Origin of the sequence: Acetobacter sp. (assembly GCF_047723915.1) — a bacterium.
Classification (GTDB): Bacteria; Pseudomonadota; Alphaproteobacteria; order Acetobacterales; family Acetobacteraceae; genus Acetobacter.
On sequence record NZ_JBDOBQ010000020.1, the window covers coordinates 1,846 to 27,745 of the forward strand.

Genomic DNA, 25,900 nt, shown 5'->3' on the forward strand with positions numbered 1-25,900 from the left:
ACCTGATACCTGATACCTGATACCTGATACCTGATACCTGATACCTGATACCTGATACCTGACGTTCGAGCGCATAAACGTCAGGCAGGTACCCTCATACCGCAGGCCGGGTCATATTTTTCAGCATACCGGCTTGCGATGTCATCTCTTTTCAGAACTCCGCCCGAACCGATCCGAAGAACTGGCGGGGGGCTCCCAGCAGGATGGACTGGTTCTCGAACGCTGCGTTATCCGCATTGTTCATGGTGTAACCGTTCTGCCCCATTGTGGAAACGTAAGTCTGGTTGGCAAGATTGTAGATATTGAAAGACACGACAAGCCGCTTGAGTATGGCGTTCTGCCCCGTGTGCAGGCCGATATCGTGGAAGGTGTAGGACACGCCCAGATCGCTCATCCAGTAGGATGGAATTTTGTAATCGCCCACATAGTCGAAACTTCTGGCGCTGTAATACTGTGCATCGACAAACGCCTGCACATTACGCCATTCGTACGAGAGCCGCGTCTTGTACATGAACTGCGGGTACCCCACGACCTGCTTGCCACGGGTATTGTAGGTTTCGCCACCGCTGGTCATGTTCTGGTCGTAGGTGGAATGGTTATAACTGACACTGTTGAAGAATTCGAGGCCCCTGATGGGGGTGAGCGTCAGCCCGGCATCGACACCGTTCATTGTCACGCCGCCAACATTCTGCACCGTTGCCGTGTTGTTGCTCAGAAAGCCGCCCTGCCCCACGCTGCCCAGGATCTGTTGCAGGCGGTTGTTGAAATTCGTGCGGTACAGATACAGGCTGCCCTGCAAAAGCCGGTTGGTGTAGCGGTACCCCGCGGCAAAGGTCCAGGCAGTTTCAGGCTTGAGCGTATTGCGCACCGCGTCATACGCCACCTGCGACACCGCCATGGGCGCGTTGGAGGAATTATAGCCCGACTGCGGATAGGTATGAACGTTTTCTGAAATATCTACAAAAATACTATGCTCTTTCAGGAAACTCCACTCCGCGCTGATATGCGGCAGAAAAGCTTTTGCGGTTGTCAGGCTTTCGCTCGTGGCCAGGGCCGGAAAACGCCCTGCCCAGTTGACCGCATCCCCCACCCGGGTGGTGTTCAGCACGGACTTGAAACCGAAATGCAGGGCAAGGGACGGCAACGGCCGGTAGGTGTCCTGCACAAAGGCGGTAAAGGTGTTGGTGTTGTACTGCTGCCCCCACAGCGTGCGGCGCGGCACACCGGCAAAGCTGCCAAACGGGTCGAGCGGCGTGCCCTGGTCCCCTATGGGTTCCTGATAGGCATATTCATAGGTGGAATAATGGTTGTTTTCGTACCAGACCCCGGCTGAAATAGCGTTGCGCGCAATGGTATAATCCAGCGAGGACAGAATACCATACCGCTCCACCGTCGGCTTGCGGACCTGTTCGAACAGGCGGCTGCCGTTCAGGCTTACGGTGTCCGTCGCGGCAGAGCAGGTCATGGCGCTGCCGTCACCGCCGCAGGCATAGGGGTTGGTGTAGGTGCCGTGCCCGGTTTCCTCATGCCCGTAGGCAGTCGTACGCCAGCGCAGCCTGTCGGTCAGGACAAGATCGGCTGTAATTCCGCCGAAATAATCGCCCGATGTCGCGGTACTGTCGTAATAGGAGGCGTCTTTGGGATCTGTGACGTTTTTATAGGAGGCGGGATAAATACCGCGTGCGGCATTGTATGCGTTTTTCCACGCATTGGGCAAACCGTAGAAATTATCGAGGTTTCTACCGTTATTGGCCAGCCAGTCAGGCGTATAGTCCTGATAGTTGACCATTTGCAGGGCATCCCAGTCGAAAAATGCGCTGATCTGGCTTTGCTGGCCTATGGGCTGGACGAGCTTGGCGTTGACCTGCTGCATGAACTGGTCACCACCGCCTTTCCATTTATCCGTATCGTTACGCATATAGGATACGAAAAACTTGGTGCCTGTCTCGTTCAGTTTTCCGGAATCGAAACGGAAGAAGGAGTGGTAGAGCGCGTTGCTGCCAAAGCTCTGGGCAATGGTGCCACCGGTCTTGTCATGCGGTGTTGACGACACATAATTGATACTGCCGCCAAGGTTATTGGTGCTGGCAGTGGATTCGGCACCGGCACTCTGCGTCACGTCCAGCCGTTCGACGTTTTCCGACGAAATGGCCTGAAGCGGGTTAAGACCGTTATAATTGCGAAAAGTTGGCTCGCCCAACGGCATGCCGTCCAGCGTCATGCCAATTTCGTTCTGGACGAAACCGTGCATGTAAAACTGCACCGCATAGGTGTCGATCCCCTGCGGGTCGTCGGACTGGAACTGCACGCCGGGAAGTTGCGCAAGGGTCTTGAGCGGATTGGTGCCGGGCACCTGCTGTTCAAGAACATGGTGCGACAGGCTGATGCGCGTGCCACGGGCGGCATGCTCGGCCGCGACCGATATTTCCTCTCCCCTGGCAGCAAGAGCGCGGGGCGCGGCAGACCGGCCCGCGCGGGATACAGCCCCTGCACGCGACACATGAGGGGCGTCGGCCACCCGCCCGGCTTCCTGCCCCGATACCGTTGCCGATGCCTGCCCCACGCCCTTGCTGGCCGCTTCTTTACCGGCCTGTCCAGTAGCCTGTCCGCCACCGGCCTGTCCGCCAGTATGCCCATTGGCAGGTCCGCTGGCGTGTTTACGGGCACTGCTTTCCGCCACAGCCGGCAGAAGAGGCAGCGTGCTGGCCAGCAGGCCGGTCAGGCCTATGCGGGTTAGGGTGCGCGATCGGGTCATTAATTAACTACCGTAAAAAGTTAAATCATATTTTTAACGTGTAATTCAGATCAATTAATTTTATCAAGTCTCAAAGCGCCATAAACACACGACTGTTTATGCGTTATTATCAATTCTGCTATGAATTTTGATTGTTTTTATTGGTTCACCCCCAAAAGACAGCAACTCCAATCATACTCCTGCCCAGATACCTTGATTGACTAACTCTATATTTTCGTAAAATATGTATGTGAATTCACCATTCCTCAGACGTGGAATGGACCCTGCCTGAAAGGAATGTGTCATGTCTTCCCGCTCATCCCTCCAGCCACCGCCCGAAGCCCTGATCCGCACAGGCGTATATCGTAACCCGGCAGAGGATGTATTTGCCGTGCGCCCGCTTTCCCCCGCGATCGGCGCCGTGGTGGAAGGGCTGGATCTGGCACGACCGCTGGCGCAGAAAGACCTGGCAACGGTCCGGGACCTGCTTTTACGCCACCAGGTACTGTTTTTCCGCAACCAGGATCTTTCGCCCCAGGCGCAGAGAGACTTCGCCGCGGCCTTCGGCCCGCTGCATATTCACCCGGTCTATCCCACCGTGCCGGGCGTGCCTGAGGCCATCCTGCTGGATACGGACCGCAACGACCTCAAGGACAATGCGCTGTGGCATACGGATGTAACATTCAGCCCCACGCCGCCGCTTGGCTCTGTTCTGGCGGCGCGGCTTCTGCCCCCGTCCGGCGGCGATACGCTGTGGGCAAGCGGTACCGCCGCGTGGCGGGCCCTGTCATCGGGCATGAAGCAGCGGCTTGAAGGGCTTGTGGCCGTGCATGAGTTCACCCGTTCTTTCCCGCTGTCGCGCTTTGGGCGGACAGAGGCTGAAAAGCGGGACTGGATGCAGGCCCGCGCGAACTGCCCGCCGGTCGAACATCCGGTCATACGGGTCCACCCCGAAACCGGAGAACGGGCGATTTTCGTCAATCAGGGCTTTACGACCGAAATCTGCGGCCTGGAGCCGGAAGAAAGTGCTAGCCTGCTGAACTTCCTGTTCCAGCATGTAACGCGGCCGGAGTTTTCCCTGCGCTGGAGCTGGCAGGAGGGCGATGTCGCCTTCTGGGACAACCGTGTGACACAGCATTACGCGGTGGATGATTATCGCCCGCACCGGCGCATCATGCACCGCGTGACCATCGAGGGGGACAGGCCCATCGGGCCGGCGGCCTCCAGACAGTAACGTGCGAAAGGACAGCATGCCGGATTCGGAGGCCACGAGAGCAGGCGCAGCAAAAGCGGAGGCAACAGAGCCAGACGTAACAGGGTCGGACGTAACAGGGCCGGACATGCCGGGAACAGCCAGAACGGGGCCAGTCGCCCAAGGGTCGTTCACAACGGGGGCGGGCGCGACACGGCTTGCATCGTGGCATGTCTCCATGATCTCGGTTGGCGGCATCATGGGGGCCGGGCTGCTTGTTGGCGCGTCGGCCACGATCTCCGCCGCCGGGCCTGCCGTTCTGCTCTCCTACCTGCTGGCGGGGGGCTTTATCTGGGCCGTCATGCTTATTCTGGAACAACTGGCCGTGCGCTCGGGCGGGCGGGGGTCGTTCATCAGCCATGTCGGGCAGGCGCTGGGGCCGCGCTGGAGCTTTGTCGTGGGCTGGAGCTACGCGTTCCTCTGGATCGTGACCGCCGGGGCGCAGGCCGTGGCGGGGGGCATGCTGGTCCAGTCCCTGTGCGGCGTGCCTGCCCTTGCTGGCGCCGTGGGCTTTCTTGTAGTCGCGCTGCTGCTCAACCTTGTTTCGGTCCGGACCTACGGCCGAACGGAATCCGCGCTGTCGGTGCTGAAGCTGGTGGCCCTTGCGCTTTTTGTCGTGCTGTGCGCGGGCTGGGGCCTGCTGACACCGCATGCAGGGCAGCAGGCTGCGGCCCATCTGTGGGGCGATGGCGGCTTTTTTCCCCTTGGCGGCTGGGCGGTGCTCGCGGTTATTCCCATGATCGTCCAGACCTTCACCGGCTGCGAAATCGCGATCGTGGCGGCAGCGGACAGCGATGACCCCCAGGGCAATATCCGCCGCGCGGTCAACCGCCTGCCGGTCATGGTGCTGCTGTTCTACTTTACCGCGCTGCTGGCCATCCTGTCCGTCATATCCTGGAGGAACGTCGTTTCCGGCCAGTCCCCCTTTCTTGCGGTCATGCGGCGGCTGGATATCGGCATGGCGGAAGGCTTCGTCGTGGGGGTAACGCTGCTGGCCATCCTGTCCTGCCTGAATTCGGCGAAATACGTGGTCTCACGCGTCATGAACGAACTGGCGGCCGGGAACTGCGCGCCGCGTTTCCTGCAACAGGCCAGCAAGGGCGGCGTGCCGGTGCGGGCGGTGTTCGTGACATCGGCCCTGGAACTGCTGATCGTGTGTTCGGCCGCGTGGTCGCCATCCCGCGTTTATGCGCTTTTGCTGGGTGCTTCGGGCAGTCTGATCATGATCGACTATTTTCTCGCGGCTCTGGCTTTCCTGCATGAAGGGCGCGCGACATCCGCACGGAGCAAGGCCGGTCGCAAAACACGCGTCATGGCGCTGGCGGTGGTGGGGGTCGTGCCTGGCCTGTTCGCCACCATGCTCGCCCTCCGGGCCGCACGGCTGGATGCATTGCTGGCGCTGGGCGTGGTGGGGGTCCTGACCGGGATCGGTTTTTCACCCTTCGGGCCGGCGGTTATGCGCCAGCCACCCGGCGATGCCCCCGAACGGGACAGGCACGGGATAACCGCGGGCTGACCTCTGACTGACCTCTGGCTACCCGTGGGCTAACTCTGGACTGATTCTGGACTACCCATGGGCTGACTCTGGACCGCTCATGGGCGCCAGGCGGCGCTCAGCCCCGCCCCGGCCGCAGGTCGGGGGTCGGAAAACTGGGGGTCGGGGGCTGCTGGAGCAGAATGGGCGGGGCTGGCGGTGCCGGGGGTTGCGGCATGCGGATAACCGTTGCTGGAATATGGATCAGCTCACGCGGAATTTTCTGGTGCGCCGTGTACCAGACAAACCCGCCATACACCGCTGCCAGCACAAACACGCAGCCGATCTTGATACGCCATAGCGACCACCCTCCCGGCATTTTCGGCATGTTCTGGGGCGGGGCTGAGCGCAAAAGCATGGGCAAGGGGTATCCGGGCATGGTGAGGCTGAAGGGGCTGGACCAGTTCGCTCCTTCTATACGCGTTGCAGGCCGCGCGGGGCAAATCCTTCGGGGCTATTTCAGAAATCAGGCAACCCGAGGCATGCCGCGTGCCTTATAACTGTAACAAAGACATGGACAGAGTTCACAGCCCATGTCCAAATACAGATGAAGCGATGCACGCTAGAAGCGCATCGCAGATGGCAAGCCGCCAGGGCCTGAATTCCGCTTGCGGAGTGGCAGCGGTTTTTCAGGCGTGACGGACCTGCTCAAGCAGCAAGGAACGATGTCCTATGCATATTCAGGTTTCCGGTAAACAGGTTGATCTTTCCGACGCCCTGAAACATCGGGTGAACGCGCATCTCGGCACGCTTGCGGAGCGATACTTCGACAAGGGGCTGGCCGCGCAGGTCACTTTCAGTCGGGCGCGCTCTTTCTTTACCTGCGATATCAATGTCCGGGCGGGCGGCGGCCTTGTCCTGCGGGGCGAGGGCGAAGCCTCCGACGCGAATGCCGCCTTCGACGACGCGGCCGAACATATCGCCAAGCGCCTGCGCCGCTACCACAAGCGTGTCACCACCCATACCCGCTCCACCACCCGGCAGGAAGCACCCCAGCGCGCCCGCTCCTACGTGCTGCAACCCGTGGAAGAGGAAGGCGAAGCCCCCGCCGACGGGGAGGACATAGCACCGGACGCAGCCTTCGCGACCATTATCGCCGAACGGGCGACCGATATTCCCCTGCTGGCCGTGGGCGAGGCCGTGATGCGGCTTGATCTTTCGGGCCACCACTTCCTGCTGTTCCGCAACGCCGCGAACCGGCAGATCAGCCTGGTCTACCGCCGCGATGACAATCATATCGGCTGGGTGGATACATCGCCGGTATAAGCCCGATCGGCCCCGTGCAGGGCGGACTGGCCCTGCGGCGTCAAAAACGGGGCCAGTAACAGGCATAAAAAACCAGCAAAAAAACGAAACGGACATAAAAAAAGGACCGGTCATGCCGGTCCTTTTTTCCTGCACAGGTCGCCCCTTACTGGAGCGAAGCCGGCACCATGTCGTTCTGCATGATCGCCCCCCATGCGGTTTCCATGTCTTCCACCACGGCCAGCAGGGCGCCGTCGGCCGCGTAAATGGCGCAGCCTTCCTCCCCGTCATCCAGTTCGGTTGGACGCATGTAGGCAACCTTGCGCAGGCCAAGTGAACGGAACTGCATATCCGAGAGCTGACGCACATCGACCGGGCTTTCGGCCCGCAATGGCGCGAGCGGGCGGAGATCGTTTTCGAGAGTACTTTTCATGGCGTCCTCCTTCGTTTCAGCTATCGCTCACATCCGTGACCGGACGCAACACACGGGGGGCCGGGCGGGCCTTGAAGGTGGCCCCACCGCTCGCCGGGCGTTTCTGCCCCCCCTGTACGATCTCTATCTGTTTAACGCGGACCTCCGGCTGGGGGCGGAACAGATCGATGTGCAAAAGCCCGTTATCGAGCCAGGCGCCGCCAATTTCTATTCCTTCGGCCAGAACGAAGGCTTTCTGGAACTGGCGCGAGGCAATACCGCGATGGAGGTAGACGCGTTCCTCCGCTTCTTCCGTCTGCCGGCCACGAATGACAAGCTGGTTATCTTCCTGCGTAATCTGCAGGTCGTCCATCCTGAAACCGGCTACCGCCAGGGTAATGCGCAGCCCGTTGGGCGCGATCTGTTCGATATTGTAGGGCGGATACCCGTCGCCCGCGCCTTTGCTGGCGCGTTCGAGCATCTGCTCCAGATGATCAAATCCCAAAAACATGGGCGAGCCAAAAAGCCTGCCTGACATTCGGTTAAAGCCCCCTCCTCAGTCTTGAGCGAGACACAGACCAGACCCGTTGTGGCATCTGGTCTGCTCACGATATGGGATAGGCCGGATCGCACGCAAGCCCGGCAGCCACAGTGGCGGGACATGGGGCGTAGCACCCCGGTCATTCCGCCGGACCCTGTGGCGATATGGTAACAGATTCTGGTCACACAAGAAGCAAAAGGCTGCTTTTCCTCTGGTATCGGACCAGGCAGAGCGCTAAATCGGGCAGTATGACACACGCAGCCATGACAGATACCGACTTTGCCGCAGCGTCGGCCACGGCAACACCGGTCGAGATCCTGAATCCGCCGCACCCCGTGCTGCGCAAGAAAGCCCGGCTGGTTACGCCCGAGGACATGCCCGGGATCCGCAAGATCCTGCCCGGCATGTTCGCGGCCATGTACAAGGCTCCGGGCATCGGGCTGGCGGCCCCGCAGGTCGGGCTGAGCCAGCGTTTCGTGCTGGTGGACCTGGGCGAAGACGACGCCCGCGCGCCCATGATCATGATCAACCCCGAAATCGTGCATGAAACCGAGGAAATGGCCGTGCGCGAGGAAGGCTGCCTGTCCCTGCCCAACCAGTATGCCGAGGTGGTGCGCCCCGAAGCCATCCGTGTGCGCTGGACCAGCATAACGGGCGAGACCATGGAGCGCGAGGCCGATGGCCTGCTGGCCACCTGCATCCAGCATGAAATCGACCATCTGGAAGGGGTTCTGTTCGTGGACCACCTGTCCACCCTGCGCCGCAACATGATCCTGCGCCGCCTGGCCAAGGACCTCAAACGCAACTAGCCCCCGGCCACGGGACGGGCCACAGGCACGCAGGCTCCCCTGCCAGCATGGCCCGGCCGCGCCGGGCTGTGGCAGCACCCCTGCCGGTTGCCCGAGATCAGGAACCCTTCGCCATGCGTCTTGTCTTCATGGGCACGCCCGATTTCGCCGTGCCTGCCCTGCGCGCGCTGCACAATGCCGGGCACGATATCGCAGCCGTATATTCCCAGCCACCACGCCCCGCCGGGCGCGGCAAGGCGCTGCGCGCCTCCCCCGTACAGCAGGCGGCAGAAGCGCTTGGCCTGCCTGTCCGGCACCCGGTATCCCTGCGCCGCAACCAGGAGGAATGGGACGCCTTTGCCGCGCTGGAGGCCGACGCAGCCATTGTGGCCGCCTACGGGCTGATCCTGCCCCAGACCATGCTGGACGCGCCACGCCGGGGCTGCCTGAACATCCATGCCAGCCTGCTGCCACGCTGGCGCGGGGCCTCCCCCATCCAGAGCGCCATTCTGGCGGGCGATACGCAAAGCGGGGTCACCATCATGCAGATGGAAGCCGGGCTGGATACCGGCCCCATGCTGCTCTCGCACGCCGTGCCCATTACCCCCCACACCACCGCCAGCACCCTGCATGACACGCTGGCAGAACTGGGGGGGGCCATGATCCTGCGCGTTCTGGCCGAAAACCCGGCACCCCGGCCCCAGCCGGAAGCCGGGGTCACCTACGCCCCACGCCTGACGCGCGATGACGGGCGCATAGACTGGACCGAGACCGCGCAGGCAGTCGACAGGCGTGTGCGCGCCCTGACCCCCTGGCCCGGCACCTTCACCACGCTGGACGACGGCACAGTGTTGAAAATCGGCGCTGTCGAACTGGTGGACGCCCCGCTGGACAACCGGCCGGTTACGGCCCTGCCCGGCACGGTGCTGGACACACGACTGACCATTGCCTGCCAGGACGGGGCCATCCGCCTGACCCGGCTGCAACGCCCCGGTCGCGGCATGATGGAGGCCGCGGATTTCCTGCGTGGCCAGCCTTTGCCACCCGGCACCCTGCTGGGCAACCCCCACCCCGACCATGACTGACGCAGCCTTCCAGCGTTGGGCGGTGCGGGTCGAATATGACGGCACGGGGCTGGTGGGCTGGCAACGCCAGGCCTCGGGCGTGTCCGTGCAGGCCCTGCTGGAAACAGCGGCCAGCCATCTGGCGGGTGGGGCAACAGTGCCCAGCATTACCGCTGGCCGGACCGATGCCGGGGTGCATGCGCTCGCACAGGTCGCGCATCTGGATTTTCCTGTCCATGCGCGACTGACCCCCCATACCGTGCGCGAGGGGCTGAGCTACCACCTGCGCCCCCACGCCGTGGTCGTGCTGGACGCAGCCCCCGTCAGCCCCGAGTGGAGTGCGCGGTTTTCAGCCACGTGGCGGTCTTACCAGTACAGGATCCTGAACCGCCGCGCCCGGCCTGCACTGGCGGCCGGCCATGTCTGGCACGTCAAATCCCCGCTGGATATCGCCCGCATGCAGGAGGGCGCCAACCACCTGCTGGGCGCGCATGACTTCACGTCCTTCCGGGCGGCCGCATGTCAGGCAAACAGCCCGATGCGCACGCTGGATGCGTTAAGCATCCGGCGCGAGGGCGATCATGTTCTTGTTTTTGCCAAGGCGCGGTCTTTTCTGCACCATCAGGTGCGTAACATGGTGGGCACACTCAAGCTGGTGGGCACCGGGCAATGGGCACCGGAGCGCGTAGCCGAGGCCCTTCAGGCCCGCGCACGTGCCGCAGCAGGACCCACCGCCCCGCCAGAGGGGCTTTACCTCAACGGTGTGGGCTACGAACCCGACCCGTTTGCCTGACACACCCGGCACAATACCGGGCTGGCGAATAGTGGGGGAGAACACAGGCAGGCGCCTGTATATGAAGCCAGATGCCGGGCCTGCGCCCGCGACACAAAGCTGTTCCAGGCACTGCTTTTTCCGCGATAGCCAGGCCAGTGCCCTTGGGGCGTTGCCCCGAAACCCCGCCATAGGGCTGAGAACCCATCTGTCTTAAGATAAGGGAAGCCGCCGCCACCTTTGCGGGTGCGGGAGGTGCCAGTAAAATTCCTCGCTCCGACCTCCGGAACAGCTTCTGGCTTTCAGTCGCTCAGTTCTGCTTGAGTGCGATCATGGGCTGAAGCAGGTCCTTGATCACCACATAATGCGGCGGAAACAGCGCTGCCAGCCCGTAAAGCACAAAGCTGGCCGCCAGAACCGAACCATAGAGCAGGCCGGCCCTGACACCACCAATGCCAAGCCCCGTCCGGGCCACGAACCATTGCAGCCACATCTCATAAGCCGCCGCAACAAACACCAGAGCCGCCATGAAACCCGGCTGGCTGATCAGGGCCGGGAACAGCAGCGACGCCAGAATGGTACAGACCAGGGAGACCAGCACCACCACCCAGTTGCACCAGGTCGCGGCGGTAATATAGCGCAGCCACAGGGTTTCCCGCCCCCAGTGCTTTGCGTAGGCATGCGTCACCACGGCGGGTATGAACAGCACGCACAGAGACAACAGCAGCTTTGTCGCCTCCATGATCTTGTCGGGCTGCAAAAAGACCTGGATCGCGCCCACAAGCAAAAAGGCAAGCTGGGGCGCCAGAGCCGCGCCAAAGGCATCCACCGTGCCTTCAAAACAGGCCAGACCTTCACGCCTGCCGCTGGCCAGCAGCAGCATGCCCTGCAGAATGCGCTTGATGGCTGCCGGCCTGTCCGTATCGGGAATCACATCCCCACCCCTTTGAGAAAGGTTTCGTAAATCTCTGTCAGCTTCCGCAGGTCCGCGACCGGGGTATGTTCATCCACCTTGTGAATGCTGGCCCCCACCAGCCCGAATTCCGAAACCGGGCAATACTGCGCGATAAACCGGGCGTCGGACGTGCCGCCCCCCGTATCCAGCGCGGGCACCAGGCCTGTTACCTGCGTAATGGCCGCCACAAGCTGTTCGGTTTCCGGCCCCGGCTGGGTCAGGAAAGATTCGCCGCTGATCCGCACATCCACCGTCGAGCGTGGCGCATGGCTGCGGCATGTCGTCTCTACCCAGCCTTTGAGCGCCGCCCCCGTATGCAGATCGTTAAAGCGGATGTTCAGCCGCGCCTGCGCCCGTGCGGGAATGACATTGGTAGCCGGATTTCCCACATCGATGCTGGTAATCTGCAGGCTTGAAGGTTCGAAATACGCCGTGCCGTGGTCCAGCGGTGTCTCGCGCAGGGCCGCAAGCACGGCCAGCAGCCGGTGCACGGGGTTGTCGGCACGGTGCGGATAGGCCGCATGACCCTGCGTGCCTTCGACGACAATATGGGCGTTCAGGCTGCCCCGCCGCCCGATCTTGAGCATGTCGCCCAATGTCGCGGGGTTTGTCGGCTCCCCCACCAGGCAATAGGACGGAATCTGGCCGTTCTGCGCCATCCATTCCAGCACCTTGCACGTGCCGTAAGTAGCGGGCCCTTCCTCATCCCCCGTAATCAGGAAACTGATGCTGCCGCGTGGCGCGCCACGGGCCACCAGACGGGCAACAGCCGACACGAAGGCCGCTATACCGCCTTTCATGTCGCATGCGCCGCGCCCGTACAGCAGGCCGTCCACCACCGTGCCCGCGTAAGGCGGCACACGCCAGTCGGCCTCGTTCCCCGGCGGCACCACATCGGTATGGCCCGCGTAGCAGATATGGGGACCAGCCGTGCCCAGCCGGGCGAAAAGATTGGGAGTCCGGGCCGCCCCCTCCCCGAACGGCAGGGGCGTCACCGCAAAACCCAGCCGTTCCAGCATGGCCGCCAGAACCTGCTGCGCCCCACCCGGGTCAGGTGTTACCGATGCCTGCCGGATCAACGCCTGCGCCACGGCAAGCGGGTCCGTCAGATCCTCCGGCACGCCCGCCGAACAGTCCTGCCCGGCGGGGTGTCCGCCAGAGTATCCGCCGGGATTTCCAGCGGCGTTCCCGTTGGCATTCCCCGTGGCATGCCCGTCAGCCTTCCCGGCCTCGTGCCCGGAAGGCTTGTTCCCCCCCACGGGCGCGTCGCCACGCCCTTCGGGGAAGGCTGGGGTTTGCAGGGCCGTCTCCGTCATGGCGCAGCCTTTTTTACAGCACGCTCAGTCGCGCAGCAGTTCGTTGATGGAGGTCTTGGAACGCGTGCGCTCGTCCACCCGCTTCACGATCACGGCGCAGGCCAGAGCCGGGTTGGGGCGGCCGTCCGCGCCAACCGGGTTGGAAGACGGCATGGTGCCCGGCACCACCACGGAATAGGCAGGAACGCGGCCCATATAGATCTCGCCCGTCGCACGGTCGACGATCTTGGTGGAAGCCCCCAGGAACACGCCCATGGACAGCACGGAACCCCGTTCGACAATGACACCTTCCGCCACTTCGGAACGCGCACCGATAAAGCAGTCATCCTCGATGATGACCGGCGCGGCCTGCAGGGGTTCGAGCACGCCACCAATACCGGCACCACCGCTGATATGGCAGTTCCGCCCGATCTGCGCGCAGCTTCCCACCGTGGCCCATGTGTCCACCATGGTGCCGGCCGCCACATGCGCGCCAACGTTGACGAAGCTGGGCATCAGCACCGCACCGGGGGCGATATAGGCCGAGCGGCGCACGACGGCACCGGGAACCACGCGAAAACCTGCCGCATCGAACCGGGCCTGATCCCAGCCGGCAAACTTCAGCGGCACCTTGTCATAGGCCGGGGCACCGGCGGCACCGCCGGGCATGACAATGCTGTCGTTGAGGCGGAAGGACAGCAGCACCGCTTTCTTGAGCCATTCATGCACGACCCAGCCATCTTCCTGCGGGGCCGCAACGCGCAGACGGCCGGAATCGAGCGCGTCCAGCGCCGTTTCGATGGCAAGGCGGTCAGCACCTGTCGTGGCGGAAGAGATACGGTCGCGGCCCTCCCACAGGGATTCGATCTGGGCGCGAAGAGTTTCGTCAGTCATGGTTCACCGTTAAAGAAAATAAACATACGCCAGCCCACCGCATGGCCTGGCAGCCGATCATGAAAGGGACCATGCGGACAGGAGCCAGCCCTGTCAACGCATTGTCCGGTGCGTTCCGCCCGGCGTGGACCAGGCCCGGCAGCACCGTGGTGCGCGAAGCCCCCCTGCACAGCAAAGCCCCGCCAAGCCGGGGAACACTGCCCGCCCTGCCCCGAAGGCCAATACATCTGGCAGGCAGCCCGCAAAGCCACGCAGGTTCTGCCAGAACATCCGCCACCCGTATGCCGCTCAGGTCACCGGCCGGAATACCGGGGGGCGCATGATCGCCCGGCGGCAGGTCGGGCCAGCATCAGTCCGCGCGGATCAACGTGCCCGAGCCTGACGTGGTAAAGAGTTCCAGCAGACAGGCATGCGGAATACGCCCGTCGATAATGACCGCCGCATGCGCGCCACCCTGTACCGCTTCGATACAGGTTTCCACCTTGGGGATCATGCCCCCGGTGATCACGCCATCGGCAATGGCCTGCCGCGCCTGTGTGGCCGTCAGTTCCGGGATCAGCTCGCCCTTGGCATCCAGCACGCCCGCCACGTCGGTCAGCATCAGCAGCCGGGTGGCATGAACGGCGCCCGCCACCGCACCGGCCGCGGTATCGGCGTTGATGTTGTAGGTTGCGCCATCTTCGCCCAGCCCCACGGGTGCGATCACCGGGATCAGCCCCGAGCCGGACAATGCATAGATCACGCGCGGGTCGACCTTTGTGGGCTCACCCACAAAGCCCAGATCCAGCACCCGTTCGATCTCGCTGTCGGTATCGCGCACGGTGCGCTTGAGCTTGCGGGCGGTAATCATCTTGCCGTCCTTGCCCGAAATCCCCACCGCCAGAGCGCCCGCCTGGCTGATCAGTTCCGCCACTTCCTTATTGACGGAACCGGCCAGCACCATCTCGATCACGTCCACCATGTTGGCGTCGGTCACACGCAGGCCATCGACAAAGGTGGACGGAATATCCAGCCGCTTGAGCATCTGGTTGATCTGCGGGCCGCCGCCATGCACCACAACCGGGTTGATACCCACCAGTTTCAGCAGCGCGATATCCCGACCGAAGGTTCTGGCCAGATCGGCATTGCCCATGGCGTGGCCGCCGTATTTGACCACAATGGTATCACCCGCGTACCGGCGCAGATATGGCAGGGCCCCCGCCAGCACAGCCGCTTCCTGCGCTGCGTCGAGGTGAACGCCCGAAGGGGGCAGCCTTGGATCAGTCATGCTCGGAAAATCCTGTTTATCGTCTGTCGGTCACTCTGCCTTGGGCAGGGCAAATTCGGCAAGTTCAGCGCGCAGGGCCTCGATCCCTTCCCCGGTCTGGCTGCTGGTCACGGACAGAAAGGGCAGTGCAGCCGGGTGCTGGCGGATTTCCGCTTCCATTTCCGCCCGCTTGGCGGCCAGTTGGGCGGGCTTTACGGTATCGCACTTGGTCAGCACCACCTGGAAGCTGACCGCGGCACGGTCCAGCAGGGTCATCACCTCGCGGTCATGGGACTTGATCTCGATCCGGGTGTCGCACAGTACCACCACCCTGCGCAGTACCGGACGGCCGCGCAGGTAATCGAACATCATGTCCTGCCAGTCTTCCTTGACCGACTTTGCCGCACGGGCGTAGCCGTAGCCCGGCATGTCCACCAGCATGAGACGCTGCGCAAGATCGAAGAAATTGAGCTGCTTGGTGCGCCCCGGCTCGGACGATGCCCGGGCCAGCGTCCTGCGGCCTGTCAGCGCATTGACCAGGCTGGACTTGCCCACGTTCGAGCGCCCGGCAAACGCGATTTCAGGCAGGGTCTGCGGCGGAAGCTGGCCGAGCTTCTGCGCCCCGAAAATAAAGTCGCACGGACCGGCAAACAGCCGCCGCCCGTCCTCCACGGCAGCGGCAATGTCGGTTTCGTTCGTGAGTTCCCTGAAGGAAGGGGCAAGCCCGCTCATTTTTTACTGACCAGTTGCGGTTTGGCGTCCGCCGCCTTGAGCCTGCCGATAATCAGCACCTGCTGGATGGCGGTCAGGATATTGCTCCAGCAGTAGTAGATGACAAGACCCACCGGCTGGCGCGCCATGAAGAAGGTGAACAGCAGCGGGATGAACGCCATCATCTTCTGCTGCGCGGGGTCCATGCTGTTCGAACTGGCGCTGACCTTCTGCATCAGGAACAACGTGGCGCCGTAGATGATCGGCCACGCACCCAGCACCAGATAGGGCATGATCTGCGCGGGATCAAACGGGATCAGGCCGAACAGGTTGAACAGGTTGGTGGGATCGGGGGCCGAAAGATCACGCACCCAGCCCACAAACGGGGCGTGACGCATTTCTATGGTGACGTACAGATCCTTGTAGAGGCACCAGAACACCGGCGCCTGAATCAGCAGCGGCAGGAAACCGCCGAACATGCTGACATTCTCGGCCCGGTACAGCGCCATGATATGCTGCTGCATGACCATGGGGTCGTCCTTGTGGCGCGCACGGATCACATCAACCTGTGGTTTCAGGCGCGTCATTTTCCAGGTCATGCGCATCTGCTTGATCGTCAGCGGCAGGAACACCAGCTTGACGATAACCGTAAAGGTCAGCAGCGCCAGACCGAAACTGCCCAGCTTTTCGTTCAGAAGATCCAGCACGAAAAAAACCGGACGTGTCAGAAAGGACAGCCACCCGAAATCCACCGCTTTCCAGAACATCGGCACATGCAGTGTTTTTTCGTACTGGTCGAGCAGGCGCACTTCCTTGGCACCCGCGAACACATGCGCCTGTGTGGACGCGGTCTGCCCGGGGGCAACCTGCATGGGGGCGGCATTGGTAAAGCCGACCTGATAAACACCCTGCGCCGCCTGCCAGTCATAGGTCGCCACGACATTGCTGGTCTGGTCGGGAAGAACGGCCATCAGCCAGTATTTGTCGGTAATACCGGCCCAGCCGCCCACGCCCTGGTGGCTCCAGGACACGTTCTCGGGCGGGACACCGCTGGTGCGGACAGATTTGTAGGACCCTTCGTTCAGGCGTCCGTCAACCACGGAAATGGGGCCTTCATGCACCAGCATGCCGCCCGTTTCCTCCGGCGTATAGCCACGATTGACGCGATAGAACGGATACAGCGTAACCGCCTGCGCGGTGGCGTTGTGCACCTGCTGGGTCAGGGTGAACATGTAATTGGCGTCCACCGCCACGCGCACTTCGAACGTCAGCCCCTGGCCGTTGTCCCAGGTCAGGGTAATGGGGTGTTCACTGTCGAGCACATCCCCCGATGCATGCCACACTGTCTGGCTGTCGGGCAGCTTGACGGATGCATCGCCACTGGCCGCGCGCCAGCCGAAATCGACATAATCGGCCCGGGCCGTGCTGACCGGACTGAGCACGCGCACATCCGGGCTGTCGGGCTTGACCGTCTCGCGGTACTGCTTGAGCACCAGATCGTCCAGCCGTGCGCCACGCAGGTTCAGCGTGCCCTGCACGGCAGGCGCGTTAATGGCCAGACGAACAGGCGTTGTGTCGGGTGCGGGGGTCTGTTCAGCCGTGGATGCAGCAGGAGACTGCGAGGCGGCAGGTGCGGCCGGGCTGCTGGCGGAACCCGCCACCTGGGACGTAGCCTGTGGCGCAGGTTGCTTGGCCTGGGGATAGAAATAATCGAACCCGATCAGCACCAGCGCCGAAAGGATGGTGGCCAGTATCAGACGTCTTGTATCCATAAGCCCTGACCTGTCGGCCCCCTGCATCTTTGGAAATAAAGCACTCAATCGCGGAATGGCCCGCAGATCAGGCCAGGGGGAGCGCTATGGCGGACAACCCCTGGGTCAACATTTTTCCGGGCGCGAGACGGGCTGGGACATGGTCCGGGCCTAAGTCGCGGCACCGGCTTGAGCGGTTCTGGCCGGGCTGTCTTTGCCGCAGAGCTTCAGCGCTTTGCGAAAATCAGCCACAAGGGCGTCGAACGGGCGGGTTCTGGTGCCCGCACGGCCGATCAGCACGAGATCCAGGCCGTTCAGCGGCGTATCGGCTTCCACGCTCCGCACGACTTCGCGCAACCTGCGCCGCACCCGGTTCCGTACCACGGAATTACCGACCTTTTTGGTCACCGTAAAACCGACCCGCGCGGCGTCCGTGTCCTGCCGGTGGACAAGTTGCAGGACAAGACCGGGCACCGGTGCCTTGCGCCCCCTTGAAGCCATGAAGAGGAAGTCTTTCCTCTTCTTCAGCCGCAGGGACCGTTCGGTCACGCAGGGTGCCTGTTCAGGCCCGCAGGGTCCGTCGGCCAAACCGGGCGACCTGTCAGCCTCAGGCTGAAAGACGCTTGCGGCCTTTTGCACGACGGTTGCCCAGAACGCGACGCCCCCCGACAGTGGCCATACGGCTGCGGAAGCCGTGACGACGCTTGCGGACCAGCCGAGACGGTTGATAAGTGCGCTTCATGACAGCACTCCCTTCTGTTTGAATATGCTTCGCCAGTGGCTGCAGATGCGCCACTCTCTTGAAGAGGCGGCTTATAGAGTTCAGAACAGGGAACGTCAATGGATGGCGCAGAGTCGCGGCACCGTCCAGCTACAACTCTCATCCGGATGCTTTCTGCCATGCCCCCTGCCCCCACGCCGCTTCGCACTGGCCTGACCGTATTCTGCCCGCCCGTGCTGGGCGCAATACTGGGCGGAACGATGGGGCTGGGTTTTCCGGCCATGCTGCTCCCCGTGATCGCGGGCACCGCCATCAGCGCATGGGTGGCCATACGGGTTCAGCCGGTTCAGCCTGGCTCTGCCGCCGCACATCTGCCGCCGGCAGCGCCGACGGGACCACAGCCCCCCACACCCTCCGGCGCGACAGCCCCCCAGGGCACGGACCCGGACCCCAAACTGCGCCATGACCTGCGGGGCCTGATGTCACCAGCCATGCTCGCCGCAGAACAGCTTTCCCTGAACCCGGACCCCCAGATCCAGAAAGCAGCCGACACCATCAATGCGGCCCTGGACAGGCTGACCGCACGCCTCAGGCAGAAGCCACCGGCAGCCTGACCCCCTGCGCGCGCTGTGCCGCCGGGACAGGCCGCGGAGCACCTGCCCGCACTGTCGGCCTTATTGTCTAGTCCGCGCGTTCGATCAGTTCGATCTTGTATCCGTCGGGGTCTTCGACAAACGCGATCACGGTCGTGCCGAACTGGACAGGCCCGGCTTCGCGCGTGACCTTGCCCCCGCCTGCCCGCACCCGTTCCACCGCAGCCGCGACATCGGCCACCCCCACAGCCAGATGGCCAAAACCGGTGCCGATTTCATATCCATCGTCCTGACCCCAGTTATAGGTCAGTTCCACTTCCGCCTGGCCCGCGTCATTATCCGCAAAGCCTATGAACACCAGTGTGTACTGTCCGGCGGGTACGTCGCGACGGCGCAGTTCATGCATGCCCAGCAGGCTGTAAAAGGCCAGACTTTGTTCCAGATTTTTCACGCGCAGCATGGTGTGCAGAAAACTAGGCATGGTCTCTCTTTCCTTCCCTGACGGTCTTTCTGTCCCGGGCCGTATTACCCGACCCGCGTGGCCGATATATCCAGCCCTGATCCATCCGGCACGATAGCTGCCAGAAAAATTCCCAGCCTGTCCGCGGTCTCCACGCAGGCATCGCGGTCGGTCAGGAGCGTATTGCCAGCCTCGAACGCGATACCGCGCAACCCGGCCGCATGCGCGTTCACCACGGTCGCGGGACCTATGGTGGGCATATCGGCGCGCCTTTCCTGCCCGGGCTTGAGCAGCTTGACCAGAACGCCGCCAATACCCGGCTGACTGCATTCCCCCGCACGGGCCAGCATGCGGTCTGTTCCTTCCATGGCTTCGACCGCAAGAACAACACCGTTCTGGACCACGCAGCCCTGCCCGATATCCAGCGCGCCCAGAGCCTGCACCACCTCCACCCCACGGCGAATATCCTGGCGGGCCTGATCGTCGGGAACAACGCTGCCCAGCACGCCCGGCCCCGCCACCGCATGGTTCAGGAACTCATGCGCGCCGCGCACCTGAAAGCCCTCTTCGCCCAGAATGCGGACAAGCGCGCCCAGCAGGCCGTCATCCCCCGCGAACAGCGCACGTCCCAGTCGGGCAAGAATACGCGCGCCTTCGGCATCGGGGTACAGGCTGCGCATGGACGGCCGCCGGATCGGGCCGATCAGAACCAGTTCCGTGCAACCATGGGCGCGCAGCAGGCCCAACATGCGACCCGCGGCCCCCAGGCGCACGATTTCATGCGGCCAGGGCGCGACAAGGTCGGGCTGCACGAAGCCTTCGAAACCGATAATGAAAACAGGCCGCCCCGCAGCCTCTACAGCCTGGGCAACCTTGGCCGGCAGCGGTCCGCCACCAGCAAGAATGCCAACGCCCGCGCGGCTTTCGCTCACGCGCCTTCGGTATCCAGTCCCGAAGCGTCGCCCCGGGCGGGACGAACCAGCCCACGTCGGCTGGGTGCGTCGATAAAGGCCAGAATTTCCTGAATACGGACATTATCCGTAAAATCGCGCCGCACCGCGTCAAGCCGCACGGCAAAAGGCTGATCCCCGCCATTTTTCGGATAAAGGGTCAGGAACGCCTTGCGCATGTGATGAATGTCCTGGGACTGCACACCGTTACGGCGCAGCCAGATCCAGTGCAGGCCGATCAGTCGCGCCCTATTGCCCAGCACACTGCCATAGGGAATGACATCGGCCTCGACCCCGGCAACACCGCCAACCAGTGCCGCATGACCAATCCGCACGAACTGGTGGATGGCGGCCGACCCCATGATCCGGGCATCGTCACCGATGGTGACATGCCCGCCCATGACGACGTTATTGACGATAATGACACGATCACCCAGCACACAGTCATGCGCGACATGGGCATTGGCCATGACCAGCACATCCGCGCCGACGCGCGTGACACCGCTGCCTGTTGCAGTACCGCGATGAATGGTGACGTGCTCGCGCACGACCGTACGGGGACCTATTTCACAGCGGGTAGGTTCACCCTTGTATTTCAGGTCCTGGGGGGCCATGCCCACCGTACAGAACGGAAAATACCGTGACCCCGCACCAAGCCGGGTCTGCCCGTCCACCACCACGTGCGAGATCAGTTCAACACCGTCCTCGATCACGACATTCGGGCCAACGGAGCACCAGGGGCCGATTTTCACCCCAAGACCAATCCGTGCGCCAGAAGCAACAAGAGCAGTGGGATGAATGACCGTCGGCCTGGCTTCCTCTAAAGCGTGCACCACCTCTGCTCCTTGCTCCACCCGTTTTGCGCCCAATTTACGACAGATCCGTCAATGATGTGCCAGATCTCATAAAAAGCTGGCGGTTTAGAGGCAGATACTGCCGCAATCTGGTGCGTCTTCACCCCATGATCATGGCGCTGAATGTGGCTTCGGCCACCACAACGCCGTCGACCTTGGCTTCGCCCCGGAATTTCCAGACATTCGCGCGGTGCCGTTCCTTGACCACATGAATGCGAAGCTGGTCGCCCGGCTCCACCGGACGGCGGAACTTCGCACCTTCGATAGTCATGAAATAGACCAGCTTGCCTTCAAACGCCTCACCCAGGGTCAGCACCACAAGGGTTGCCGCGGTCTGGGCCATGGCTTCCACGATCAGCACGCCCGGCATGACCGGCCGCCCCGGAAAATGACCGGGAAAAAACGGTTCGTTGACCGAGACATTTTTCACACCCGTGGCTTCCTTGCCAAGGGTGATGTCATCCATCCTGTCGATCAGAAGAAACGGGTATCTGTGCGGAATCGCCTGCATGATACGTGTTACGTCAATCCGGTCGATCGTCTGAACGTCGTCCTGCGATTCTTGTTTCGTCTCCACGTCCGTTAAACCACCCCTTGCGGCGGAAGAAATCCGACCTGTGTTCATACCTTGTCCGCACCACCCTGGGGCGAGCTGGACGCTTTTTTCGACAGCTTGCGCAACACCGCGACATTCCGGAAAAATTCCCGAAACGGCATGGCAGGACTGCCGATGACATCGGCTCCGCCCTCGACATCCGACATCACGCCGCACTGCGCGCCGATCCGCGCCTTGGCCCCGATGCGGATATGCCCGATAAGACCGGCCTGCGCTGCGATCGTCACATAGTCTTCCAGCACGGTGGAGCCGGAAATACCAGCCTGCGACACAACGATGCAGCATCGCCCGAGCTGCGCGTTATGGCCGATCTGCACCAGATTATCGAGCCGTGAACCCGCGCCGATAACCGTATCGTTGACCGACCCGCGATCGACGGTGCTGTTGGCGCCAATTTCCACATCGTCCTCAAGAACGACCCGGCCAAGCTGCGGAACGGTCTCGAACCCGTTGGGCCCCACGGCAAAACCAAACCCGTCCTGCCCGATCCGCGCACCGGGCAGAATGCAGACCCGTTCGCCCAGAACCGCGTGGGAGAGCACGACATGGCTGCCTATACGGCAGTCACGCCCGAGTTGCACCCCCTCCCCGATCACGGCATGGGGGCCGACAATGCACCCGGCCCCGACCTCGGCCCGGGGGCCTACAACCACAAAAGGTCCGATTTCGGCTGTGGGGTCGATATGGGCGGCAGGGTCGACACATGCCAGCGTATGCACGCCTGGCGCTGCCGGCACCAGCGGATGGAACAGGCGGGCCACACGGGACCAGGTCAGATAGGGCGTGGACGTGACGAGTGCCGCGCTATGGTCCGGCACTTTGCCCGCAAAGGCCGGCGCCACAATAACCAGCCCCGCCTGCGTCTGCTCAAGCAGGGGGGCGTAACGACGGTTATCCAGAAAGCTGACATCCGTCGGACCTGCCCCCTGCAGGGGAGCTATGCCCGTGTAACCGCCAGCGGAAGCCGGGGCGGCACGCGCGGGCACCAGCTCGGCCCCCGCCGCTTCGGCCAGCGCCGCCGCATCGAACGGTCCGGCACGCTTGAAAAAACGGGGGTCAGCCGGACCGGAAGTCGCCTTCCTGGATGTCATCCTTACTGATTTCCAGCCGCCGGATTGACAACCGGGGCGGGCCCGGTCGCCGGACCCTGCTGCTGGGCATCGGCCGTGGTGGGCATCTTGCCGGATTTGGCCAGTTCCTCGGGGTCTACATTCGCGTCGGGAATAAAGACCGAAGGCAGGACCTTGTTGAGCTGAACGGCCACTTCGTTCGTAATATCCTGGCCGTCGACATGCAGGGCAACCTGTTCGCTATGCAGCACCAGGTTCATGCCATGCGCGGTCGAAACCTTCTGGATCACCTGCACCAGTTCGCGTTCGATCTGGTTGAGGGAAACCTGTGCCGCTTCCTGGATGATGCGGTTACGATTGCGGAAATCGCGCTGCGCCTTCATCACACGGGCCTGCAGGGCGCGTTCACGCGTCTGGATCTGGTCCGAACTCATGGACTTGGCCTGCGATTGCAGGGTCTGCTGTTCGTCGCGCCAGGCGGCCTGTTCCTTCTGCAGATCCTGGGCCAGGGCGTCACGCCGGCCGCCAAGCACGCGTTCGATCTGCACGGCAGCGGAAGACTGGCGCATGACGCCACCCACACTGATCACGCCGATAATGGCAGCCGGAGGCGGCGCCTCCTTGGCGACATCGGGGGCTGCGGGAATATTCGGCTGGGGCAGCACGGGCGGTGTCTGGTCCGCGGCGTCCTGGCTGTCAGCCGGGGCGGCGGGCATGGCCACCGGAGCAGGGGCCGCATGGCGCCCGGCCTGGGCCGGAGCCGCAGGCTGGCTGGCCTTGGGCACAAACCAGCCGCCACCGCTCTGGGCATGCGCGCTGGAGACGATATTCGCAGAAAAAGACAGACAAACCGCCCCAAGCAGGGCTGCTTTTGTGCATAAACGCATTATTACCTCAGAATTGCTGCCCGAAACCAAAGCGCAGAAGCTGCGTGCGGTCATTGTAGCTCCGCATGATCGGCACGCCCAGATCGATATTGACCAGACCGAACGGACTCTTCCACGACACACCCAGACCGGCACTGACACGTGGCTCCACCCTGTCACCGCTGATTGCGGTGTAACGGCTGCCAGCCGTGGCGGGGTTGGTATAGAGCCGTGTTACGCGAACACCCGCGACGCTCCCCGCATCGACAAAGGCGCGACCGGCAATGCCCATATCGGTCAGGAACGGAATCGGGAAATTGAGCTGGATGGAGGCGTTATACATGAAACGCCCGCCCAGCAGATCTTCCGACGCCTGACCACCCGGCCGGCCGACCGATCGCGGCCCCACACCACCATCGAGGAAGCCGCGCAGATTGCTGCCGCCCAGATAGAAGTTGTCGATGATATCGTGTCGACCATGGCCCCAATCGGCCATATAGCCAAGCCCGCCACGGAAGCTGAGCGTCCAGTCGTGGCTGTTGGTCACGTCATCGAGCGGAATGTAATAACCACCGCTCATTTTGCCGCGCACGTATTTTTCGTCACCCCCGACACCCGCGACATCGCCACCCAGCGAGATATAATACCCGCTATGCGGCGCCGCACGGTTGTCGCGGCGGTCGTACATCATGGTCGTGCTGATCTGCGACAGAAGCGACTTGGCTTCCTGGTCCAGCACGTACCACGACGATTCGCTCCAGGTATTGCCAAGCCACCGGCGGATCAGGGAGTAGTTCCAGGACTGCGACAGGTAGCGGTTGTAGGAATACCCCATGCGCAGGGTAATACCGTAACGCCCTTCCGAGTAGTTCTGGTACGTCTGGTAATTGTTCTCGACAAAGAAGATATCGGCGCCGGCCACCAGATTGCGGTCCAGGAAGGACGGATTGGTGAAGGAAATATCGGCCTGCTGCTGCCACAGGGACAGCGTGCCGGATATGCCCGCATCCACACCGGTGCCCAGCAGGTTGTGCTGCTTGAGACCCACGTTACCGATCACGCCCACGTCGGTCGAATACCCGCCACCGAGCGAGAATTCACCGGTCGGCTTTTCCACCACGTTGACCGCAACGTTGGCGCGGTCGGGGGACGATCCGGGTGAATCCGCTATGTCGACGCTCTTGAAGAACCCAAGGTCGTTAATGCCTTCCTTGGCGTATTTCTTGTAGCTGGGCGTGTAGGGGTCGCCCTCGGCGAAGGGCAACTGCCGACGGATGACCTTGTCTTCGGTAATGGTGTTGCCGTTGATATCGATCCGCTCGATGTAACGCCGTGGCCCTTCGCTGACATCGAACAGCAGGTTGACGGTATGCTTCTCGGGATTACGGGCGATCGTCGGCCGTACCTGCGCGAAGGGATGCCCCTGCGACTGAAGGATTTCCTCCATGTCGGTGGCGTTGGTCTGGATGGCCTTGGCGTCGTACCACTGGTGGGAGAACAGCTCGATGTCCTTGCGCAGCGACTGCGCCGGCACATGCCGCAGGCTTGAGCGGATATCCACCTTGCCCAGCCTGTAACGGATCCCTTCATCGATCGTGAACGTGACGTAAAGCGACTTGCGGTCGGGCGAAAGCTCGCCTTTCACGTCCTTGATCTGGAAGTCCACGTAACCATTGCGCAGGTAGTACCGCCGCAGCAGTTCGCCGTCATATTTCAGGCGGTCGGGATTATATTCGTCGCTCGACCCCATGAAGCGGTACCAGGCCGTCTCCTTGGAGGAAACAACGCCCGCCAGACTGGCCTCGCTATAGGCCTTGTTGCCGACAAACGAGATTTTGCGAATAAGGGTCTGCGGTCCCTCGTTGATCTGGAACACCACATCCACGCGGTTATGGGCCAGGCGTACGATCTGGGGGGTCACGACAGCGGCGAAACGCGCCTTCTGGGCATAGACCTCCAGAATACGCTGCCGGTCGTCGCCCGTGGTTTCCGCCGAGAAAACCGCACGGGGCCGCAGGGACAGCACCTTGCGCAGGTCCTCGTCCTTGGCGGCGTGGTTACCCTCGAACACGATCCGGTTGACGATCGGGTTTTCCTGCAGGTGTACCAGCAGGGTTCCGCCCTCGCGCCGCAGGGTAATGTCGCGGAACAGGCCGGTCGCGTACAGCGTCTTGAGCGAACGGTCGAGATCGTCCTGATTGAACGGATCGCCCGGCCGCACCACCATGTAGGACAGCACGGTGTTGGTTTCGATACGCGTATTCCCCGACACGCGGATATCTTCGATCACGCCATTCGCGCGTGATGGCGCGGGCATGGCTGCGGAATATTGCCGTGCGGGCTCGGCACCCGGCACGGCGGAAGAAACTGGCCTCTGTGCCTGCACGGACCGGACCGGAGCGGCATGTGCCTTCCGTCCATTGACCATGAAAAACGGCAGCACGCAGACAGAAACGAACAGGGCTGAACGCTTACCCGTCAAGATCTGCCTCCCTCCATCGGGGTCGCTTTCAGCACGGAAGCCCATCTCCCGTCGTGTTCTCGCCCGCAAGGGACGTATCCGAAATTACCCTTGT

26 protein-coding genes are annotated in these 25,900 nt (G+C 62.6%); 7 read left to right on the top strand and 19 right to left on the bottom strand.

Annotated features, from left to right (window positions below; translation table 11 throughout):
* Positions 1-151: 151 nt before the first annotated feature.
* Complete coding sequence (locus tag ABF990_RS10745; RefSeq protein ID WP_415500299.1) at positions 152-2,755, bottom strand: TonB-dependent receptor; 2,604 nt, start codon at positions 2,753-2,755, stop codon at positions 152-154.
* Positions 2,756-3,038: 283 nt separating this feature from the next.
* Between ABF990_RS10745 and tauD the strand changes: the two genes are divergently transcribed.
* A complete protein-coding gene (tauD, locus tag ABF990_RS10750) occupies positions 3,039-3,968 on the top strand; it encodes a taurine dioxygenase (RefSeq protein ID WP_415492447.1) in 930 nt (309 codons plus the stop codon).
* 106 nt (positions 3,969-4,074) lie between these two features.
* The gene (locus ABF990_RS10755; protein WP_415500298.1) at positions 4,075-5,502 is read left to right on the top strand and encodes an amino acid permease; all 1,428 of its coding nucleotides are present in this window, start codon (positions 4,075-4,077) and stop codon (positions 5,500-5,502) included.
* 97 nt (positions 5,503-5,599) lie between these two features.
* Here ABF990_RS10755 and ABF990_RS10760 read toward each other — a convergent pair whose 3' ends face one another.
* Positions 5,600-5,878: a hypothetical protein gene (locus tag ABF990_RS10760; RefSeq protein ID WP_415506606.1), complete on the bottom strand. Its 279-nt coding sequence runs from the start codon at positions 5,876-5,878 to the stop codon at positions 5,600-5,602.
* A 314-nt stretch (positions 5,879-6,192) separates the two neighbouring features.
* On the opposite strand from ABF990_RS10760, the gene hpf reads away from it, so the two are divergent.
* Positions 6,193-6,786, top strand: a complete 594-nt coding sequence (hpf, locus tag ABF990_RS10765; protein WP_415491779.1) for a ribosome hibernation-promoting factor, HPF/YfiA family — start codon at positions 6,193-6,195, stop codon at positions 6,784-6,786.
* A 145-nt stretch (positions 6,787-6,931) separates the two neighbouring features.
* On the opposite strand, the gene ABF990_RS10770 is transcribed toward hpf, so the two are convergent.
* Both ABF990_RS10770 and ABF990_RS10775 read right to left on the bottom strand, forming a co-directional pair.
* On the bottom strand, positions 6,932-7,198 hold the full coding sequence (locus ABF990_RS10770) for a hypothetical protein (protein ID WP_415491778.1): 267 nt from the start codon (positions 7,196-7,198) through the stop codon (positions 6,932-6,934).
* 16 nt (positions 7,199-7,214) lie between these two features.
* Complete coding sequence (locus ABF990_RS10775; protein ID WP_415491777.1) at positions 7,215-7,715, bottom strand: Hsp20 family protein; 501 nt, start codon at positions 7,713-7,715, stop codon at positions 7,215-7,217.
* A 251-nt stretch (positions 7,716-7,966) separates the two neighbouring features.
* Between ABF990_RS10775 and def the strand changes: the two genes are divergently transcribed.
* From def to truA, 3 genes are all read left to right on the top strand, one after another.
* The gene (gene def, locus ABF990_RS10780) at positions 7,967-8,527 is read left to right on the top strand and encodes a peptide deformylase (RefSeq protein ID WP_415500296.1); all 561 of its coding nucleotides are present in this window, start codon (positions 7,967-7,969) and stop codon (positions 8,525-8,527) included.
* Between the two features lie 113 nt (positions 8,528-8,640).
* Positions 8,641-9,591, top strand: coding sequence for a methionyl-tRNA formyltransferase (fmt, locus tag ABF990_RS10785; RefSeq protein WP_415491775.1), 951 nt, complete (start codon positions 8,641-8,643; stop codon positions 9,589-9,591).
* Positions 9,584-10,363 (top strand): tRNA pseudouridine(38-40) synthase TruA, encoded by a 780-nt coding sequence (gene truA, locus ABF990_RS10790; protein WP_415491774.1) that lies wholly within the window; start codon positions 9,584-9,586, stop codon positions 10,361-10,363. Before fmt ends, truA begins: the two co-directional genes overlap by 8 nt.
* A gap of 289 nt (positions 10,364-10,652) precedes the next feature.
* On the opposite strand, the gene ABF990_RS10795 is transcribed toward truA, so the two are convergent.
* The 8 genes from ABF990_RS10795 to rpmH all read right to left on the bottom strand — a co-directional run bounded on the left by ABF990_RS10795 (position 10,653) and on the right by rpmH (position 17,936).
* Positions 10,653-11,276: a hypothetical protein gene (locus tag ABF990_RS10795; RefSeq protein WP_415491773.1), complete on the bottom strand. Its 624-nt coding sequence runs from the start codon at positions 11,274-11,276 to the stop codon at positions 10,653-10,655.
* On the bottom strand, positions 11,273-12,613 hold the full coding sequence (dapE, locus tag ABF990_RS10800; RefSeq protein ID WP_415500295.1) for a succinyl-diaminopimelate desuccinylase: 1,341 nt from the start codon (positions 12,611-12,613) through the stop codon (positions 11,273-11,275). The genes ABF990_RS10795 and dapE overlap by 4 nt, the downstream gene beginning before the upstream one ends.
* Positions 12,614-12,637: 24 nt before the next feature.
* Positions 12,638-13,486 (bottom strand): 2,3,4,5-tetrahydropyridine-2,6-dicarboxylate N-succinyltransferase, encoded by an 849-nt coding sequence (dapD, locus tag ABF990_RS10805; protein WP_415491771.1) that lies wholly within the window; start codon positions 13,484-13,486, stop codon positions 12,638-12,640.
* Between the two features lie 349 nt (positions 13,487-13,835).
* Entirely contained in the window at positions 13,836-14,753 is a 918-nt protein-coding gene (gene argB, locus ABF990_RS10810; RefSeq protein WP_415500294.1) for an acetylglutamate kinase, read from the bottom strand.
* A 30-nt stretch (positions 14,754-14,783) separates the two neighbouring features.
* Positions 14,784-15,464, bottom strand: coding sequence for a ribosome biogenesis GTP-binding protein YihA/YsxC (gene yihA / locus ABF990_RS10815; protein WP_415491769.1), 681 nt, complete (start codon positions 15,462-15,464; stop codon positions 14,784-14,786).
* A complete protein-coding gene (yidC, locus tag ABF990_RS10820) occupies positions 15,461-17,215 on the bottom strand; it encodes a membrane protein insertase YidC (RefSeq protein WP_415500293.1) in 1,755 nt (584 codons plus the stop codon). The genes yihA and yidC overlap by 4 nt, the downstream gene beginning before the upstream one ends.
* A gap of 150 nt (positions 17,216-17,365) precedes the next feature.
* Complete coding sequence (rnpA, locus tag ABF990_RS10825) at positions 17,366-17,743, bottom strand: ribonuclease P protein component (RefSeq protein WP_415491766.1); 378 nt, start codon at positions 17,741-17,743, stop codon at positions 17,366-17,368.
* Positions 17,744-17,801: 58 nt separating this feature from the next.
* The gene (rpmH, locus tag ABF990_RS10830; protein ID WP_415491765.1) at positions 17,802-17,936 is read right to left on the bottom strand and encodes a 50S ribosomal protein L34; all 135 of its coding nucleotides are present in this window, start codon (positions 17,934-17,936) and stop codon (positions 17,802-17,804) included.
* 158 nt (positions 17,937-18,094) lie between these two features.
* Between rpmH and ABF990_RS10835 the strand changes: the two genes are divergently transcribed.
* Positions 18,095-18,529, top strand: coding sequence for a hypothetical protein (locus ABF990_RS10835; RefSeq protein ID WP_415500292.1), 435 nt, complete (start codon positions 18,095-18,097; stop codon positions 18,527-18,529).
* A gap of 67 nt (positions 18,530-18,596) precedes the next feature.
* On the opposite strand, the gene gloA is transcribed toward ABF990_RS10835, so the two are convergent.
* The 7 genes from gloA to bamA all read right to left on the bottom strand — a co-directional run bounded on the left by gloA (position 18,597) and on the right by bamA (position 25,851).
* Positions 18,597-18,989, bottom strand: coding sequence for a lactoylglutathione lyase (gloA, locus tag ABF990_RS10840; RefSeq protein WP_415491763.1), 393 nt, complete (start codon positions 18,987-18,989; stop codon positions 18,597-18,599).
* A 44-nt stretch (positions 18,990-19,033) separates the two neighbouring features.
* Entirely contained in the window at positions 19,034-19,900 is an 867-nt protein-coding gene (locus ABF990_RS10845; protein WP_415500291.1) for an LpxI family protein, read from the bottom strand.
* Entirely contained in the window at positions 19,897-20,751 is an 855-nt protein-coding gene (gene lpxA, locus ABF990_RS10850; protein ID WP_415491785.1) for an acyl-ACP--UDP-N-acetylglucosamine O-acyltransferase, read from the bottom strand. Before lpxA ends, ABF990_RS10845 begins: the two co-directional genes overlap by 4 nt.
* A 121-nt stretch (positions 20,752-20,872) precedes the next feature.
* Positions 20,873-21,397 carry a 3-hydroxyacyl-ACP dehydratase FabZ gene (gene fabZ, locus ABF990_RS10855; protein ID WP_415491760.1) on the bottom strand — a complete coding sequence of 175 codons (525 nt, stop codon included), beginning with the start codon at positions 21,395-21,397 and terminating at the stop codon, positions 20,873-20,875.
* Positions 21,394-22,479, bottom strand: a complete 1,086-nt coding sequence (gene lpxD, locus ABF990_RS10860; protein WP_415500290.1) for a UDP-3-O-(3-hydroxymyristoyl)glucosamine N-acyltransferase — start codon at positions 22,477-22,479, stop codon at positions 21,394-21,396. Before lpxD ends, fabZ begins: the two co-directional genes overlap by 4 nt.
* A gap of 2 nt (positions 22,480-22,481) precedes the next feature.
* Complete coding sequence (locus ABF990_RS10865; RefSeq protein ID WP_415491784.1) at positions 22,482-23,348, bottom strand: OmpH family outer membrane protein; 867 nt, start codon at positions 23,346-23,348, stop codon at positions 22,482-22,484.
* A gap of 4 nt (positions 23,349-23,352) precedes the next feature.
* Positions 23,353-25,851, bottom strand: coding sequence for an outer membrane protein assembly factor BamA (gene bamA / locus ABF990_RS10870; protein ID WP_415491758.1), 2,499 nt, complete (start codon positions 25,849-25,851; stop codon positions 23,353-23,355).
* Positions 25,852-25,900: the final 49 nt, after the last annotated feature.

Excerpts from the sequence above, each read along its gene's own strand:
- tauD (WP_415492447.1), top strand. The coding sequence starts at position 3,039 with ATGTCTTCCCGCTCATCCCTCCAGCCACCGCCCGAAGCCCTGATCCGC.
- yidC (WP_415500293.1), bottom strand. The coding sequence starts at position 17,215 with ATGGATACAAGACGTCTGATACTGGCCACCATCCTTTCGGCGCTGGTG.
- argB (WP_415500294.1), bottom strand. The coding sequence starts at position 14,753 with ATGACTGATCCAAGGCTGCCCCCTTCGGGCGTTCACCTCGACGCAGCG.
- fmt (WP_415491775.1), top strand. The coding sequence starts at position 8,641 with ATGCGTCTTGTCTTCATGGGCACGCCCGATTTCGCCGTGCCTGCCCTG.
- lpxD (WP_415500290.1), bottom strand. The coding sequence starts at position 22,479 with ATGACATCCAGGAAGGCGACTTCCGGTCCGGCTGACCCCCGTTTTTTC.
- hpf (WP_415491779.1), top strand. The coding sequence starts at position 6,193 with ATGCATATTCAGGTTTCCGGTAAACAGGTTGATCTTTCCGACGCCCTG.
- ABF990_RS10760 (WP_415506606.1), bottom strand. The coding sequence starts at position 5,878 with ATGCTTTTGCGCTCAGCCCCGCCCCAGAACATGCCGAAAATGCCGGGA.
- ABF990_RS10745 (WP_415500299.1), bottom strand. The coding sequence starts at position 2,755 with ATGACCCGATCGCGCACCCTAACCCGCATAGGCCTGACCGGCCTGCTG.
- ABF990_RS10755 (WP_415500298.1), top strand. The coding sequence starts at position 4,075 with ATGCCGGGAACAGCCAGAACGGGGCCAGTCGCCCAAGGGTCGTTCACA.
- ABF990_RS10775 (WP_415491777.1), bottom strand. The coding sequence starts at position 7,715 with ATGTCAGGCAGGCTTTTTGGCTCGCCCATGTTTTTGGGATTTGATCAT.
- ABF990_RS10770 (WP_415491778.1), bottom strand. The coding sequence starts at position 7,198 with ATGAAAAGTACTCTCGAAAACGATCTCCGCCCGCTCGCGCCATTGCGG.
- dapE (WP_415500295.1), bottom strand. The coding sequence starts at position 12,613 with ATGACGGAGACGGCCCTGCAAACCCCAGCCTTCCCCGAAGGGCGTGGC.
- yihA (WP_415491769.1), bottom strand. The coding sequence starts at position 15,464 with ATGAGCGGGCTTGCCCCTTCCTTCAGGGAACTCACGAACGAAACCGAC.
- gloA (WP_415491763.1), bottom strand. The coding sequence starts at position 18,989 with ATGCCTAGTTTTCTGCACACCATGCTGCGCGTGAAAAATCTGGAACAA.
- truA (WP_415491774.1), top strand. The coding sequence starts at position 9,584 with ATGACTGACGCAGCCTTCCAGCGTTGGGCGGTGCGGGTCGAATATGAC.
- def (WP_415500296.1), top strand. The coding sequence starts at position 7,967 with ATGACACACGCAGCCATGACAGATACCGACTTTGCCGCAGCGTCGGCC.
- rpmH (WP_415491765.1), bottom strand. The coding sequence starts at position 17,936 with ATGAAGCGCACTTATCAACCGTCTCGGCTGGTCCGCAAGCGTCGTCAC.
- fabZ (WP_415491760.1), bottom strand. The coding sequence starts at position 21,397 with ATGAACACAGGTCGGATTTCTTCCGCCGCAAGGGGTGGTTTAACGGAC.
- dapD (WP_415491771.1), bottom strand. The coding sequence starts at position 13,486 with ATGACTGACGAAACTCTTCGCGCCCAGATCGAATCCCTGTGGGAGGGC.
- bamA (WP_415491758.1), bottom strand. The coding sequence starts at position 25,851 with ATGGGCTTCCGTGCTGAAAGCGACCCCGATGGAGGGAGGCAGATCTTG.
- ABF990_RS10835 (WP_415500292.1), top strand. The coding sequence starts at position 18,095 with ATGCCCCCTGCCCCCACGCCGCTTCGCACTGGCCTGACCGTATTCTGC.